Origin of the sequence: Gilliamella sp. Bif1-4 (genome assembly GCF_001690535.1) — a bacterium.
Classification (GTDB): Bacteria; Pseudomonadota; Gammaproteobacteria; order Enterobacterales; family Orbaceae; genus Gilliamella; species Gilliamella bombi.
Window position 1 is genome coordinate 153,279 of sequence record NZ_LZHC01000024.1, and the last position, 17,139, is coordinate 170,417.

Consider the following 17,139-nt stretch of genomic DNA (forward strand, 5'->3'; position numbering starts at 1 on the left):
TTAGGGGATAAAAATGGGATTATTCAACCTGAGAGCTGTATGCTGCATTTTGCTAGCTGTTATTCTTTTGTCAGGTTGTTCTAATTCTCAACCTTTGTTAGCTGTTCCTGAGCAAGTTTCATATGATGATGAGTTAAAAATTGCTCAACTCAGCCAACAGCTATCTCAAAAAGGCCTTGATACTGGAACGCGAATGCAACTGATATTTGAGCGAGGTATTGCTTATGATTCATTGGGTTTTAAAGCCTTTGCTCAAAGCGATTTTTCCTATTTGTTGAGCTTAAATCCTGAAGTTCCTGACATTTACAACTTTCTAGGAACTTATGCATTAAGAGATGGTGATTTCGATACAGCTTTGATGTCATTTAATACTACATTAGAGCTTGATCCTGCTTATATCTATGCGTATTTAAATCGTGCTATTACGTTGTATCGTACAGGCCATTATCAAGCCGCAGAGCGTGATGCATTACGGTTTTATCAATATGATGTGAATGAACCTATTAGTATTATATGGCTTTATTTGATTGAAAAAGAAAATGATAATAAAGCTGCCAAAAATGAGCTACAAAAACGTTATGATCTGATTAATGATAAAACGAGTTATAGTGGCAATATTATTGCATTTTATTTAGGTAAAATTAGTGAATCTAAATTAATGCAGAACCTTCAACAAGGTGTAGAGAATAATCGGCAATTAGCCGAACGCCTTTGTGAAACCTACTTTTACTTAGGTAAATATTATCAAAGTAAAGGTGACAACGAACGTGCCAAAATGTTATTTAAATATGCTTTAGCCAATAATATTTATAACTATGTTGAACATCAACAGGCACTTTATGAAATGAAGTTACTTGAAGAAAAAGAAGAGTAACAAGGGTCATGCCAGTTTTAAAAGTGAAAATATTGTTATAGCGTAGTTCTGATTTGCCAAATAATATGTTCTCAACATTGATAATGCGATTAGCTTTATCTCAGATATATAAATACTAATTAACCTTAGTTTATTTTTTAGATTCGATTTGTTGAGTTAACATAGGCAGTTAGTTATTGGGGTGAGTTGTAAATTTTCAATTTAGTGAGCTGGCATAAATTTATATCTGCTTTCTTTATTTGGTTTAAAAACATAAGATAAAACTTATTTGATATTAATTAATAATTATCAGGATTTTTACTAAATAAGTAAGTTTATATATTCAAAATTTATAAGCGAGTTTACATGACAAAAGAAGTTTCTTTTATTGATCTTGGTTTATCTGAGGATATTCTTAACGCATTAAATGATCTTGGTTTTAGCAAACCATCACCAATCCAATCTGAATGTATTCCTTTATTATTAGAGGGGAATGATGTATTGGGTATGGCACAGACGGGTAGTGGCAAAACTGCTGCGTTTTCAATCCCTTTCTTAATGAATATTGACGCAAATTTAAAAGTACCACAACTTTTAGTATTAGCTCCTACGCGGGAATTGGCTATACAAGTTGCTGATGCTTGCTCTGAATATTCAAAATATATGAAAGGGGTAAAAGTACTCGCTTTATATGGTGGACAGCGTTATGACGTTCAATTACGAGCCTTAAAACAAGGTCCTCAAATTGTAGTTGGTACACCAGGACGTTTGCTTGATCACTTAAATCGTAAAACCTTAGATCTTTCTAATCTTAAGGGCTTGGTTCTTGATGAAGCAGATGAAATGTTAAGAATGGGTTTTATTGATGATGTTGAAAGCATTATGACAACGATTCCTGATGATCATCAAACAGCTTTATTTTCGGCAACAATGCCAGCGCCAATTCGTCGTATTACTAAACGATTTATGCAAAATCCTAAAGAAGTCCAGATCAAAGGTACCAAGCAAACAGCTCCTGATATTGACCAAAGTTATTGGCTTGTTCGGAGTATGCGTAAAAACGAAGCTATCGTTCGCTTTCTAGAAGCAGAAGATTTTGATGCGGCTATTATTTTTGTTCGAACAAAATCAGCTACTTTAGATGTGGCGGAAGTGCTTGAAAAGCACGGTTATAGTTGTGCTGCATTAAATGGTGATATGACACAACAATTGCGTGAACAAACATTAGATCGTTTACGAAATGGTCGTTTAGATATATTAATTGCAACTGATGTTGCTGCTCGTGGTTTAGATGTTGAGCGTATTAGCTTAGTTATCAATTATGATATCACGTTAGATTCTGAATCTTATGTCCACCGTATTGGACGAACGGGTCGTGCTGGTCGTGCTGGCCGTGCTATTTTATTTGTTGATAGCCGCGAACGTCGTTTACTTAAGAATATCGAGCAAACTATCAAAAAACCAATTCCAGAAGTTGGGTTGCCATCAAAAGAGCTACTTGAACAGCGTCGTTTAGCTAAATTTACTGCGCAAGTCCAGAAACAACTTGAGAGTAGTGATTTAGATGAGTACCAAAAGTTATTAGCAAAAATACAAGCGGATAGTGGAGCCGATCTTGAAACGATTGCCACCGCTTTATTAAAATTAGCACAAGGGGAACGCCCTTTAATTTTACCACCAGACCCAGTGTTTAAACCATCGCGTGAAATGCGAGATCGGGATAATCGTGGCGGTGAACGCCGTTTACGAGGTGATAATCGTGAATCCCCAAAACGTCGAGAACGACGGGATGTTGGTGATATGGATATGTATCGTATTGAAGTTGGTAAAGAGAACGGTATTGAAGTTCGTCATATTGTGGGGGCAATTGCTAATGAAGCTGATATTAGCAGTCGTTACATTGGTAATATCAAGCTTTATGATACTTATTCGACAGTTGAATTACCAAAAGGTATGCCAAAAGACATACTAAAACATTTTGAAAAAGTAAGAGTACTTAATCAACCAATGAAAATGAGCTTAATCAGTGAAGCAGCGTCTGATACTAAACGAGCTCGTAAAAACAGTAAATCAGATACATCTGATAAACCGTTTGCAAAAAAGCGTAGTCGCCCAACGGCGCCTAAATTCTAATGTATTGACCTCTGCCAAATGGCAGAGGTATCTTTAATCCCTTTATCTCAACTAGCAAAATAGTTTAGTAGCCACATACTGTATAATATTCAGATAGAAAACAAAACAGAGTTAGCGCTTTGCCCTAAGTTATGATTGAGAGTATACTATTAGAAATATTAACAGTTAAGTAGAGGTAAACATGGCAGATTCTTTAAACAAATGCAAAGCAAATGAAACTCCAGCATGTTGTTGTGTGGATGTTGGTACAATAATTGATAACGAAGACTGTAGCGCTGAGTATGAACACATCTTTGCGACAGAATCAGAAGCTCAAGCTAAGTTAGCATCTTTAACTCAAGCTGCAAATGATGTCGCAACAGAGCCGTGTGAAATTAATAGCAATATTGATAAAATAAGTAATGGCTTTAAATTATCAACAAAATTCACCTTTTGTTGTGGTGCAGAATGTATGATTTTCCAATTAAAATTACGTTAATTGAATATTGATGAAAGTTTGTATTATGAGACATGGTGAAGCAGGGTTTTCTGCTTCATCGGATTCCAGTAGAACATTAACAAATTATGGCATTAATCAGTCAAATCAAGCTGGAAAATGGCTTAAACAGCAAAATTTTCAATTTGAAATTGGTTTAGTTAGCCCTTATTTACGAGCTCAACAAACATTAACAGAATTATCATCACACGTTAGTGTTGCAAAAGTTGAAACTAATCAATTTTTAGTGCCTGGTGGTGGCCCATCTCATATTGCTGACGTATTAGCAATATTGTTAAATGATGGGGTTGAAAATGTGATTATTGTATCTCATTTGCCATTGGTGGGATATTTAGTTAATGAACTATGTCCGCAAGTTGCTCCTCCTATGTTTTCTACTGCCGCAATTGCTTGTATTAGTTTATTACCAAACTCTGCAGGAAATCTTGAATGGTTTCATCAAGCGGAGTAAAAAAACTTAATCTTTTTGATTTACCTTTAACTGGTCGGACTTTAATTGAAGCGTCGGCAGGGACTGGTAAAACTTATTCTCTTGCCTTTATTTACTTAAGATTATTATTGGGCATTGGCCAAAATAGTTACCCAAGGCCTTTAAATGTTAACGAAATTTTGGTTGTGACTTTTACCAAAGCGGCAACTCAAGAACTTCGATCGCGGATAAGGCAAAATATTCAAGAACTGCGAATAGGGCTATTACAAGGACATCATAAAGATCCTATTTATCAACAACTAATTGAATTAATTGATGATAAAAAATTTGCAGTGCAGCAACTTACTATTGCTCAACAGTCAATGGATGATGCGGCTATTTATACTATACATAGTTTTTGCCAACGAATACTAACTAGCCATGCATTTGAATCGGGTGTTTTATTTGAGCAAAAGCTAATCTCTGATGAATATGAGTTAAAATTAAGAGTAACCCAAGATTTTTGGCGTCACTATTTTACACCGCTTGATAAACCACTTGCTTATTTAGTGCTTGCTACATGGCAAGATCCAACGGCATTACTAAAATACATCACCCCTTATTTAGGGTTAGATTTCAACAATGCTGGCAAGGTAAACCTAGATATAAGTACAAAAATAAAGCTTTTTTACCAACAATGTTATGAAAAAATTGAAAATATTAAAAAATCTTGGTTAGCTTTGTCTGAAAAATTAGTTGAAATCATTATACAATCAGGTGTCAGCAAACAATCATATAGTAGTCGAAATCTACCCAATTGGGTAATTAAAGTATCGGCATGGGCTAACAGCGAAACTCGAACGTTTGAATTACCCAACGAACTTGAAAAATTTAAGCAATCAGTTTTAATCGAAAAGACGAAAGAAGGAAAAAGTGTTCCATGTCATTCGTTTTTTGAACAAATTGACGATCTATATAAACAACCTTTTGATCTACGAAGCCAAATCTTAATGGATATCGTCAGCGTAATTCAGAAAGGAATCTATAACGAAAAACTCAAAAATGGCGAGATGAGCTTTGACGATCTTATTTGGCAACTAAATCGTGCACTAAAAGCAAAAGCAGGTGATCGATTGGCGCAAAGTATAGCCTCAAAATATTGTGTTGCTTTAATTGATGAGTTCCAGGATACCGATCCTGCTCAGTATCAAATTTTTGATCGTATTTATGACAGGAACAAGTTAGATCGAGGTCTATTATTTATTGGTGATCCAAAACAAGCAATTTACAGCTTTCGAGGTGCAGATATATTCACTTACTTAAAAGCTAAACAATCGACAGGGGAAAATTCTTTTACCATGGATGTAAACCATCGTTCATCTGCTTCGATGGTCAAAGCTGTTAACCAATTATTTTCTAATTGCGATAATCCATTTATATTTAATGATATTCCTTTTTTACCCATGGAAGCGGCAAAATGGAATCAGCAAAAGTCTTTGCAAGTTAACAACCAAGAAGTATCGGCATTAGCTGCTTACTTACTGCCTGATGATATTGCAACCAATTCAGATTATCAAGAACACATGGCTAGTTGTTGTGCTACCCAAATAGTGACTTTACTGTCTAATTCGTCAATGTTAATTGATAGCGAAAACGAACAACGTCCAGTGACTACAGCTGACATTGCAATCTTAGTGCGTAATGGACGTGAGGCCAAAGTTATCCAACAAAAATTGACTCATTGCGGTGTTAAGAGTGTCTACTTGTCAAACAATAGTAGTGTGTTTTCTTCAAATGAAGCAAAAGATGTATTGAGCCTATTGCAAGCTGTTTTAATGCCAGAAAACGAAACAATGCTCAAGCTAGCATTAATGACATCGCTATTAGGTCAAACCATGACAGACCTTGAACAAATCACTGACGATCAAGATAAATGGGAAAGTTTGGTCGAAGAATTCAAACAATATCAAGCAATTTGGCAATATTATGGTGTATTGGTTATGTTACGCCGAATGATGAAAAAACGGCATCTAGCTGAAAACATCTTAGCTCGCCAAGATGGCGAACGAACATTAACTAACTTAATGCATTTAGGTGAATTACTTCAAGAAACATCAAATGAGTTAGATGGTCCACACGTCTTAATTCGGTGGTTGACAAAACAAATTGTTAACCCAGATCCAAATTTAGAAAATCATCAGCAACGCCTTGAAAGTGATGAAAACCTTGTCAAGATTATTACTATTCATAAATCAAAGGGATTAGAGTTTCCGATTGTTTGGTTACCATTTATTTCAATATATCGTGCATCCGATAGCCAATTTTATCATGATAAAGATAATGACTATCAGCCAACTTATGCATGGTTACTGTCTGATGAGATTAAAGAGCAGATAGAAAAAGAGCGACTTGCTGAAGATTTGCGGCTATTATATGTTGCAATGACTCGCTCGGTTTATCATTGTAGTATTGGACTTGCTTCATTGAAAAAAAGCCAATCGGCTATTAATCATTTATTAAAAAGTGAATTAAGATCAATTGCCAATATAGCTAATTTAATTGATGTCCAATTACCAATAGAGAGCGAACAGTATATTCCGGCAATTTTGCCAGACCAATCATTATCGGCTAACGTATTTTCGCGTAATATTTCAAACAGTTGGCGGGTCACAAGTTATACTGAATTACAAAGGCATAATCATAATGTATTGGCTTATAAGCCTGATCTTATTAATGACTGGGACGAATCCCCATACGAATCCGATAGAGTACAATCAAACGACACATTATATGATATCCACCATTTTCCTAAAGGAGCATATGTCGGTACATTAATGCACAGCATTATGGAAGATATCACATTAGATAATCTTGTTGAATTATGTAATCAGATGGTAAAAAAGCTCAATTTAGAAACAGAGTGGAATAGCGTAGTAATAAATTGGATGCAACAGATATTGACTACAAAACTGCATGATCCAAATTTAATATTATCGCAAGTGTTAATGGGTCAACATATTAACGAATTGCAATTCTATCTTCCTATACGTAAAACAGTCACTAGTCAGCAATTAGATAGTTTGTGTAAAAAATATGATCATTTATCAAGGTTATGTCCCGAATTAGATTTTGAGTCGGTACAAGGTATGCTAAGAGGCTTTATCGATTTAGTCTTCAAATTTGAAGGGAAATATTATGTGGTTGATTATAAATCTAATTGGTTAGGTGAATGTGTTGATGCTTATAGCCAAGAAGCACTTGAAAAAGTGATGTGCGATCATCGCTATGACCTACAATATCAACTTTACTGTTTAGCATTGCATCGTTTTTTAAAAGGACGTTTGTCTAATTACCAATACCAAACGCATTTTGGAGGGGTATACTATCTCTTTTTACGAGGAATGCCCGAGCAAGGCATCTTTTATCACCTACCTCAGCAAGAATTTATCGAAGAACTTGATAAGCTGTTTGATGGTGAAATGTTAAATGGAATATAACAATTATTAAGAAATAACCATATCGAAAAATACAATTGAATAAAAATAAGGCACCCAAAACGGTGCCTTATTTTTAGATGGCTTATTTAACATTTAAACATAAGCTGATAACTATAGTGTTTATCTGTCAGTAAAAATTCATGATGTACATTTGGTGTCCAAGAATCATCTCCACCAATTCCCATATGATAAGCATCAATACTTATATAAGCGCATGACCTAGGCTCCAATAAATGACGATGAGTTTTTTCTATTAATTGCTCTGTCCCATATTGATTAACGTTAAATTTAAACTGATGTCCAGTTATGATCATCTCATTAAGTTGCAATCTTTTAACCTCGCAACGTAACCCATTTTCACATGGATAAATATAAGGTGTATAAAGTTCTGCGAAAGGTAACGACCAATCACCAAAAATAGCTGATGTTTTTCGGTCGGGATAATTTTCATGAGGTCCTAAGCCAAGCCATTTTACTTTTTTAGGAATCAGTTTCATTTGATAACATAAACCGACTCTCGCGGGTGCGGGCATATCGTTAGCAATATCAACTTGCACAGATAAAGTGAATTTGCCTTCTTGATCGAACTCGTATTGCCATTTAGTTTGAATTACTTTTTTGTTTTTGAACAAATACCCATGCAGTGCTTCGATCACAATCTTATCTGTTGATTGTGTAAGATGCATACCTAAACATTGATGGATTAGATCGTAATAGCCAGCGGCTTTCCACTGCTCAACCCAAGCGAATGGATTATTATTACTATCAAAATCGCCACTAATACCAATATCATTATCAATAGGTGCACGAACAAACTGATCAGCAAAAGGTGAAGCTAATAATGGTTTATTACCTTTTATCCATTGGTAAAGCTGCCCTGTTTTTTTATTAAATAGCCAACTTTGGTTTTTGTAATTAATAATGTAATCATCTTTAGTTTCGGTCAATTTTAGTTTATTTTTTGCTTGGCAAAAAGCTAATGAAGGAATATAAGAATTAGCTAATTTCCACTGTTCCCATGCAACAATATGACCAGCTTGTGACCATGGTGTAGCCTTGTTTTGAATAACACGAACTGATAAATGTAAGTCTTCACAATTTAAATCATTTGCTATATCGTCAAGTAAAGTTATTTGTAATGAACTATTGGGTTTAATATTAAGCTTAATTTTTCCTTTTTGATATTTTTTTCCATTAAATAATAATTCCCAATATAAAGTTTCATTATTTGCATGGTGAAATAGATATTCGCTTGTAATGTCAATAACCAACGGTTTTTGACTAATTAGCTTAAATTGGAATGGCTGTTGTACCTTTTTGGCTTCAATCAAACTTGGGTGAGAAGTTCTATCAGGAAAGACTAATCCATCCAAGCAAAATTGTCGGTCATGATAAGTTTCAGCAAAATCACCGCCATAAGCCCAATAATTATCGCCAGAAGGTGTAGAACAGCGTATCCCATGATCAGCCCATTCCCAAATAAACCCACCTTGTAGCCTAGGATATTGCCTGAACGCTTGCCAGTATTTATAAAATGCACCTAGGCTATTACCCATTGCATGGGCATATTCACACAAAATAAGTGGGCGATTTTCATTTGGTAATGAAATCCATTTTTTTATTGCCCATTTGGCAACATTCGGGTGTGGTTGATCTTGCTCAACGCGGGCATACATAGGACAAATAATGTCAGTGGCAGTAGTGTTTGCGCCACCGCCTTCATATTGCACAGGACGAGTTGGATCGTTACTTTTAATCCAAGCATAAAGTGCATCATGGTTCGCCCCATGTCCCGATTCATTTCCTAACGACCAAATAATAATAGAAGGGTGATTACGATCGCGCTGAACCATTCGCGTTACACGTTCACTATAAGCTGCAAGCCATCTAGGATCGGCCGACAAACGAGACATAGGAAACATACCATGTGATTCGATATTGGCTTCATCAACTAAATATAGTCCATATAGATCACAAAGATCATACCAACGAGGATCATTAGGATAATGACTACACCTCACAGCATTAAAATTATATTGTTTAATCAATTTGATATCATGCAACATTGCTTCTTCGGTCAATGCATATCCCAAATCAGGATAGAACTCATGACGATTTGTGCCTTTAATTAATAGTGGTTTACCATTTAAGCATAGTTGTCCATGTTTAATTTCAATAGTCCTAAATCCAACGTTATAAGCTTCTGATTCAATTAATCCTGTTTTTTTGTGATATAAACTAACAATAATTCGATAAAGGTTTGGGGTTTCAGCACTCCATAACTGTGGTTTAGTAACCGGTATTTGACAACATAAACGGTCAGTGTATCCTCCTTTTTCGTCAACAAAAGGTAAGCCGATTGATTGCATATGCTCGACAACTAACTTATCTTGCTGCCATAATTCAATACCTACATCCAATAAATCCATGTTTCCATCATGCTGAATATCGGCCTGTAGAGATAAAGTTGCATTTTGATAACAATCGTCAAGTAAAGTATCAATGTGAATATCACTTAAGTGTGATTTAGGTTTATTCAGTAGGGAAACATTTCGGAAAATACCACTCAATCGCCACATATCTTGATCTTCAAGATAACTGCCATCACACCATTTTAAGACTAATACTGCTATGCGGTTTTTACCGACTTTCAAAAAAGGCGTTAGATCAAATTCTGCTGGAATTCTACTATCTTGCGAATAACCAACCCATTGTCCATTACACCAAAGATGAAATGCAGAGCTAACCCCATCAAATATAATCCGTGTATCACCTTTAGTCAGCCACTCTTTAGTCACAGAAAAATATCGTGAATAACATCCTGTTGGATTTTCATCTGGTACATAAGGTGGGTTATATGGAAAAGGATAACGTATATTGGTATAAACCGGCGCATCATATCCCTTCAACTGCCAGTTAGATGGTACCTCAATTGTAGTTGCATCAAGTTCCTTTTGTAACCATGACTCTGGAACTTGCTTGGGACTTGTAAAATAACTAAAAAACCAATTACCATTTAACGATATTATAGAATCTGAATCACTATTATTTTTAGCTTGTTGTTTATTTCGCCAACTATGAAATTTTGGATGGGTATCGAGTTTATTAATACTTAAAACAGATAAATTATTCCAATCGTGCCGGCTTATAATTTCATTGAAAGAAGGATTCATATGTTCTCCATTTTACTCTGATTATTGTTACTATCACCGATTTATTTACTAATTATTATAGGGAGTCTGTAATTAAATACGGTGATCTTGTTAACATTTATGTAATCGTATACATAAAATATTAAATCTAGTTTTATCGGTTTTAATTGATAAAAATTTGTTAGAAATAATCAGCAAAAAACGTTTAAAAATATACCAGTAATATGGAAATTTTAAGTGAGTAGAATAATGACTATCTTGGTAGATATACTTGCTTTAAAGATTATTATTTCGCATCAGAAGATAAAGCATAATAAATAGTTTCGCGATTGGCTATAAACTGTTTAGACAAATAAGTGACGGATAATTTTTTTATAATATCTCTATATTTTTTGTCTGTGATAAGGCAAATTATGTATATTTATTACAGTAGTTTCTTAAATGACTGTAAACAGTAATTCCTACATATTAATTAAAAAAAGTGACTGAATAACGCTTAGTTAAGGTTGGTATATAGACGTTAATCAAATTTGTTGGAATACTTTCTCCTTTTGCAAGCTTTAGAGCTAATTCAGCAGCTTGTTCAGCCATTGTCTGTAAAGGATAACGAATGGTAGTTAATTTAGGATGTAAATAACGTGATAAAACAAGATCATCAAAACCAATGATCGAAATATCGTTTGGAATTTTAATATCATTATCATAAAGCACAGACATTGCACCGGCGGCCATTGAATCGTTATAACAAGCAATTGCGGTGATATGGCAGTTACGTTCAAGTAATGACATCATTGCTTGTTCGCCACCTATTTCATTTGGTAAACCCATCGCAATAAGATTTTCATTAACATCAATACCATTTTCTAACAATGCGTCTTTATAGCCTTGTAAACGATCAGATGAATCAGAAATATTATGATTAGAACATAAATAACCAATTCTAGTATGTCCATGTTGAATTAAATGTTTGACTGCAAGATAAGATCCGTAACGATCATCAAGAGCAATACAGCGTTTTTCAAATCCTTTTACGATACGATTAATTAGAACCATACCGGGTACTTGTTGCATCAATTTTTCTAGATCGCTATCAGAGAGCATTTTGGCATGTACAACTAACGACGAACAGCGATGCTCAATTAATTGAGTAATAGCATTATATTCTTGTTGCTCATTATGATAGCCATTACCGATCAACAAAAAATGACCTGTTCGTGAGGCAACTTTTTCAACGGTACTAACCATGGCACCAAAAAATGGATCCGATACATCAGCTACAACAATACCAATAGTATTCGAATTTTGTTGTGATAAAGCGCGTGCATTAGCATCCGGATAGTAGTTTAATTTTTCCATAGCTTCTTTTACGGTATCTCTAGTATTATCTCGAACGTTATTTGCGTTATTAATTACGCGAGATACGGTTGCAACTGAAACTTTAGCTAAACGTGCAACATCTTTTATTGTCGCCATAAAAAACCTTTTAATTAATTACTATCCATAAAATATCGATAATTATAATATTTAATACTTATCAATATAGAGTTCTGTAGATTAACAATAATATAAGGCAAAAAGCACTGAAAGTGAAAGGGTTATCTTTTTTACTGTCTTGAAGTTAATTCACTTGCAATACTATTGATATATGACTGAACTAATTGATCATAATAAGGTAAAATAAAAACTTTGCCAATAATATCATTGGTGAATTGAAAACTAGAATTGTTTCATTGAAAATTGAATATTAAGGGGACAGCGATTAGCAAATCCCCTGATAGTCGCTAAATAATTAATTTAAAAGTATTAATAACATTATTTAGCAGTTACTTTTATTAATATAGCCGTTGCTGGATCAAGTACTGGTAAAGGTAATCCAACATTTATTAACCAATCACCAGATAAAATTGTTTTGCCTTTCATCCATTGAGGTAATTCTTTCATAACATGACCATTTATTTTAGGATCGATATTATCAGGCATATCTAGCACTTCAATTTGGTATTGTTTATCAGCCAACAAGCCAGTCAATCGTAAATTACCGCTTAATGCGTAGGTTGGTAATGTTAGTTGAGCAATAATAAACGCAGCTTCTTTTTGGTCTTGGCTAACAACACCATAACTTTGCATAGCTGGGTTATCATCAACATCCAATCTTACAGAGTTACCGCTATGTAACAAAGGACGCAGTTGTTTATGTAAATTAATATAATATGTAAAACCTTTTTGTTCTTGCTCAGATACTTTTACTGGATCGAGTTCAACTCCCATATGACCAAATAAAGCAGTTAGACCGCGTAAATTCATATGTAGCTCACGAAATGTAGTATGACATAATGCACCGCCAATATGAGCACCCATTACTTCAGGAGGGAAGAAATAACTCATTCCACGTTGAATTATTTGTCTATCTAATGCATCGTTAGAATCTGAAGTCCAAAAACGTTGTGTACGCTTTAAAATCTCATAATCAATTCGACCTCCACCTGATGAACAAGATTCTATTTCAACATCAGGGAATTTTTCTTGCAAAATATCAAGCAATCGGTAAAGCGCTTTAGTTTGACCAACAATAGCGGGATTACCTTCATGACCAGGTTGAACAATTTCACGATTCATATCCCATTTAATATAATCAACATCATAACTACTGAGTAACCAAGTTAGTCTTTCATGCAGATATTCAAAAACAGCAGGATTTTGTAGATCAAGTAAATACTGATGGCGACCTTCTGGTTGTTGATAACCCGGTAGTTCAAGTAACCAATCTGGGTGTGCACGATAAAGATCTGAGTTTTTATTAACCATTTCAGGCTCAACCCAAATACCAAACTCCATACCAAGATCTTTAACATGTTTAATAACTGGTTCTAAACCATTAGGATATTTTCGCTCATCTAAATACCAATCACCTAATCCTTGGTAATCATCATTACGTTTACCAAACCAACCGTCATCAATGATAAAGCGTTCAACACCAATTTGAGCCGCTTTAGTAGCCATTTTCATAATGTAATCAGGATTATGGTCAAAAAAGATACCTTCCCATGTATTAAGATGAACAGGACGAGCTTTATTTTTGGCGAATTTAATAATATTGCTACGTAAATATTGATGGAAATGTTGACTCATTTTATTTAAGCCTTCATCGCTATAGGTAGTATATAACCAAGGAGTACTTAAAGATTCACCTTTAGCTAGTGATATTTCTCCTGCATAATACAGAGCTTCTGCTTGAATAAAACGTTTACCATTACTTTTAACTGCAACTTGAATACGATGATTACCACTCCATCCCAAGTGGATTCCCCAAACTTCGCCAGTTTGTTCTTTAAAACCTTCTGTTCCAACCATCATACCCGGGAAATATTCGTGTGATGTTCGTCCTCGTCGATTTTCTTGTAAATAACCACAATGTGATATTTTAGTTCGATGAGGGAAAAACTCTTTAATCCAACGACCACTAAAAGCCATTAATTCTTGTGCTCGTTCAGGAATAGGTAACGTAATAGAAAAACGGTTAACTTGATATGGTTCATCACCTAAATTGGTTAACGTATTTTGACACTGCAATACACCACTTTTATCTAAAATAAAAAGGCTGGTTAAACGAAGTTTAGTTATATTATCTTCACTAATAATGGTAATGTAATTGTCAGTTTTATTAACTTCTTTAGTTGTAAAAACGGGAGACCAATCTTTACCATTTCGGTGTCCTTCAAGTCCAGGTGTGTTGAAATTACCTAAACCTTCTTCTGGGCATAGAGTAAATGGAACGTTGACATCAATACGGGAATTAGGGACAGCAGGGTAAAGCATGTCAATCATTTCAGGTTGAAATTTTTGTAATCGTTTACCAAAATAACACAATTCGGCATATGGTTCAGTGCGAAAAAGGATATCTATATTGTTATTACTAAGACGATAATTCATAATGGCTCCAAATTTGTAATATTTCATTATATAAAATAATAACTATTTATATAAAATAATATTTTTAATTTCATATTTTGTGATTAAGATCTCATTAAAAATGTAAACGATTTCATTGTTAAGGGTTATATCTATTTTAGATTTTAAAACTATTTATTATAAAATGAATATGCGTCTTGCTATTATTTTATGTTATCATGAATCTATTTATAGATGCTTATTGGAAATATATGAAAAAACAGAATATTATTGCACTACTTTCGTTTTTTGCGATTTCTTCTAATGGTTACGCTATAGACAAATATGTGACTGATAATGTCGATATTTATTTGCGTAGAGGCCCTGGTTCGCAATATGCGTTTTCTAATGCCGTTAAAGTTGGAGAAAAAGTTGTCGAGCTTGAAAAAAGTGCAGATGGCAAATTTACTCGCATTCAACTTAATAATGGTAGCATCGCTTGGATTGAAACAAGTAAACTAAATGAACAACCTAGTTATAAAGAACTCTTTCCAGCGCTCGAAGCAAAACTAGCAGAATATCAAGATAAAGTTGATAATGCTGAGTCAAATCAACAAAAATTGTTAAGTGATTATATCCAAAAGTTGCAGACGGCTGAAAAATCTATAGAAACACTTCAAAATAAAAATGAAGCACTAGAACAAAAAGTTAAAGAACAAAATTCACGAATTGAATCAATGCTAAATCAAGTTGATGATAAACGGCGTGACCTTATTGTAACTTGGTTTACCTATGGCGGTCTTGTTGCTGGAGGCGGTCTTATTTTAGGGCTTATATTACCAAAAATTATACCAAGCCGACGCAAAAAAGATCGTTGGATGAGATAGATGAGTAAAATCTATCTTGTAGGAGGGAGTGTGCGCGATAAATTGTTGCACCTACCTGTTGCTGATCATGACTGGGTTGTTGTTGGCGCTACGCCAGAGGATCTTTTGGCGTTAGGTTATCAACAAGTCGGTAAAGACTTTCCGGTTTTTTTGCACCCTAGCACTAAAGAAGAATACGCATTGGCTCGTACTGAGCGCAAATCGGGTAGAGGTTATACTGGATTTATCTGTGATTTTGGTAAAGAGATCACATTAGAACAAGATCTGATTCGCCGTGATCTAACCATTAACGCCATTGCAATGGACGAAGATGGTAATATCATCGATCCATATCATGGCGTTGATGACATCAAACATAAAATCTTACGCCATGTATCGCCAGCCTTCCGAGAAGATCCTCTACGTATTTTGCGTGTAGCTCGTTTTGCTGCTCGTTTTCATCGATTCGGTTTTACTGTAGCACCTCAAACTCTGGATCTAATGAAACAAATGGTATTAGCCGGTGAGGTTAGTTACTTAACAGCTGAACGTGTGTGGAAAGAAACCGAAAAAGCATTGTCGACATCAAATCCACAGATCTATTTTCAAGTGCTAGAACAATGTAGAGCGCTTCCATTATTATTTTCACCATTAGACTTAACAGACAATATTAGTGATGCACTAAAAAAATCTGCTCTATTAACTGATGATTTAACTATCCGTTTTGCTGTACTGTGTGCACAGTTACCTAATAAATTAGCGGTCGAAGCATTATGTACAAAATTTAAAGTACCTAACAACTATACTAAAGTTGCCGTCATGGTTCAGCAGAATCGAAATAATCTTGAACGAGTGCAAAACCTGACTGCTGAACAAATTATTTCTTTTCTAAATAGCATTGATGTATGGCGTAACCCTTCGCACCTTGACCAATTAATTATTGCAAGCCAAGCTTTTATTAAAACAACACCGTTTGCACAAGAAAGTTATATAAAAGAAGCTTATAAAATCGTCAATGGCGTCAATGTGCAGCAAATTATTTCTGAAGGTTATACAGGAAAACAAATTCATTTTGAGTTACAAAAAAGGCGAATCGAAGCGTTATTAAACTGGATTTGATTGCATCTTAATCAATCGTCACTTTTTTTCAAAATATCTTTAAAAAATAGTTGACGATTTGGCGTAACCCTAGCATAATGCGCCTCGCAGTGTTGGTTACGACGTTGCGAATGAATGGCTACGTAGCTCAGTTGGTTAGAGCACATCACTCATAATGATGGGGTCACAGGTTCGAATCCCGTCGTAGCCACCATTAAGATTAGGTAGTACTTTTACCAAAAGTATTCAGTGCGGGTGTGGCGAAATTGGTAGACGCACCAGATTTAGGTTCTGGCGCCGCAAGGTGTGTGAGTTCAAGTCTCTCCACCCGCACCATTTAATCTTAATATCTATCCTTTATTGGGGTATAGCCAAGCGGTAAGGCAGCGGGTTTTGATCCCGCCACGCCCAGGTTCGAATCCTGGTACCCCAGCCATTCCAATATGCATAGTTTTGGTATTTCATTCTTTGATTTGTATCAATGTTTGGTGTATTAATTATTCACTATTTTCATGTGAGCATAATGGAATTGGTAGATGCACTAGATTCAAGGTCTAGCTTAAAAATATGTGCGAGTTCGAATCTCACTGCTCGTATCAAAAGTGATTTTCACTTTCTATAGTGGGGTATAGCCAAGCGGTAAGGCAGCGGGTTTTGATCCCGCCACGCCCAGGTTCGAATCCTGGTACCCCAGCCAATAAAATAAAACAATGAATTATGATCTAAAACTATTTGAAGATTTTTCTT

10 protein-coding genes and 4 tRNA genes are annotated in these 17,139 nt (G+C 34.9%); 11 read left to right on the top strand and 3 right to left on the bottom strand.

Translation table 11 applies throughout. The features are described from left to right. The first annotated feature begins 13 nt into the window (after nt 1–13). The 5 genes from nlpI (at nt 14) to recB (ending at nt 7,388) form a co-directional block, all read left to right on the top strand. Complete coding sequence (gene nlpI / locus A9G25_RS03515; protein ID WP_065625764.1) at nt 14–874, top strand: lipoprotein NlpI; 861 nt, start codon at nt 14–16, stop codon at nt 872–874. 345 nt (nt 875–1,219) lie between these two features. Further along, nucleotides 1,220–2,986: a DEAD/DEAH family ATP-dependent RNA helicase gene (locus tag A9G25_RS03520; RefSeq protein ID WP_081297133.1), complete on the top strand. Its 1,767-nt coding sequence runs from the start codon at nt 1,220–1,222 to the stop codon at nt 2,984–2,986. A 181-nt stretch (nt 2,987–3,167) separates the two neighbouring features. After that, entirely contained in the window at nt 3,168–3,464 is a 297-nt protein-coding gene (locus A9G25_RS03525) for a YfcZ/YiiS family protein (RefSeq protein ID WP_065560648.1), read from the top strand. 10 nt (nt 3,465–3,474) lie between these two features. Continuing rightward, the gene (gene sixA / locus A9G25_RS03530; protein ID WP_065625765.1) at nt 3,475–3,933 is read left to right on the top strand and encodes a phosphohistidine phosphatase SixA; all 459 of its coding nucleotides are present in this window, start codon (nt 3,475–3,477) and stop codon (nt 3,931–3,933) included. Then, complete coding sequence (gene recB, locus A9G25_RS03535; RefSeq protein ID WP_065625766.1) at nt 3,912–7,388, top strand: exodeoxyribonuclease V subunit beta; 3,477 nt, start codon at nt 3,912–3,914, stop codon at nt 7,386–7,388. The genes sixA and recB overlap by 22 nt, the downstream gene beginning before the upstream one ends. 86 nt (nt 7,389–7,474) lie before the next feature. On the opposite strand, the gene A9G25_RS03540 is transcribed toward recB, so the two are convergent. The 3 genes from A9G25_RS03540 to A9G25_RS03550 form a co-directional block, all read right to left on the bottom strand. After that, entirely contained in the window at nt 7,475–10,561 is a 3,087-nt protein-coding gene (locus A9G25_RS03540; protein WP_065625767.1) for a beta-galactosidase, read from the bottom strand. A 447-nt stretch (nt 10,562–11,008) separates the two neighbouring features. Further along, on the bottom strand, nt 11,009–12,013 hold the full coding sequence (locus A9G25_RS03545) for a substrate-binding domain-containing protein (RefSeq protein ID WP_065625768.1): 1,005 nt from the start codon (nt 12,011–12,013) through the stop codon (nt 11,009–11,011). Nucleotides 12,014–12,352: 339 nt separating this feature from the next. Then, nucleotides 12,353–14,470 (bottom strand): alpha-galactosidase, encoded by a 2,118-nt coding sequence (locus A9G25_RS03550; RefSeq protein ID WP_065625769.1) that lies wholly within the window; start codon nt 14,468–14,470, stop codon nt 12,353–12,355. 230 nt (nt 14,471–14,700) lie between these two features. Between A9G25_RS03550 and A9G25_RS03555 the strand changes: the two genes are divergently transcribed. The 6 genes from A9G25_RS03555 (at nt 14,701) to A9G25_RS03580 (ending at nt 17,089) form a co-directional block, all read left to right on the top strand. Further along, entirely contained in the window at nt 14,701–15,315 is a 615-nt protein-coding gene (locus A9G25_RS03555; RefSeq protein WP_065625770.1) for a TIGR04211 family SH3 domain-containing protein, read from the top strand. After that, complete coding sequence (locus A9G25_RS03560) at nt 15,316–16,413, top strand: CCA tRNA nucleotidyltransferase (RefSeq protein WP_065625771.1); 1,098 nt, start codon at nt 15,316–15,318, stop codon at nt 16,411–16,413. Nucleotides 16,414–16,529: 116 nt separating this feature from the next. After that, nucleotides 16,530–16,606 (top strand) — tRNA-Met (locus A9G25_RS03565). 37 nt (nt 16,607–16,643) lie between these two features. Beyond that, nucleotides 16,644–16,728 (top strand) — tRNA-Leu (locus tag A9G25_RS03570). Between the two features lie 25 nt (nt 16,729–16,753). Beyond that, nucleotides 16,754–16,828, top strand: a tRNA-Gln gene (locus A9G25_RS03575). Between the two features lie 186 nt (nt 16,829–17,014). After that, nucleotides 17,015–17,089, top strand: a tRNA-Gln gene (locus A9G25_RS03580). Nucleotides 17,090–17,139: the final 50 nt, after the last annotated feature.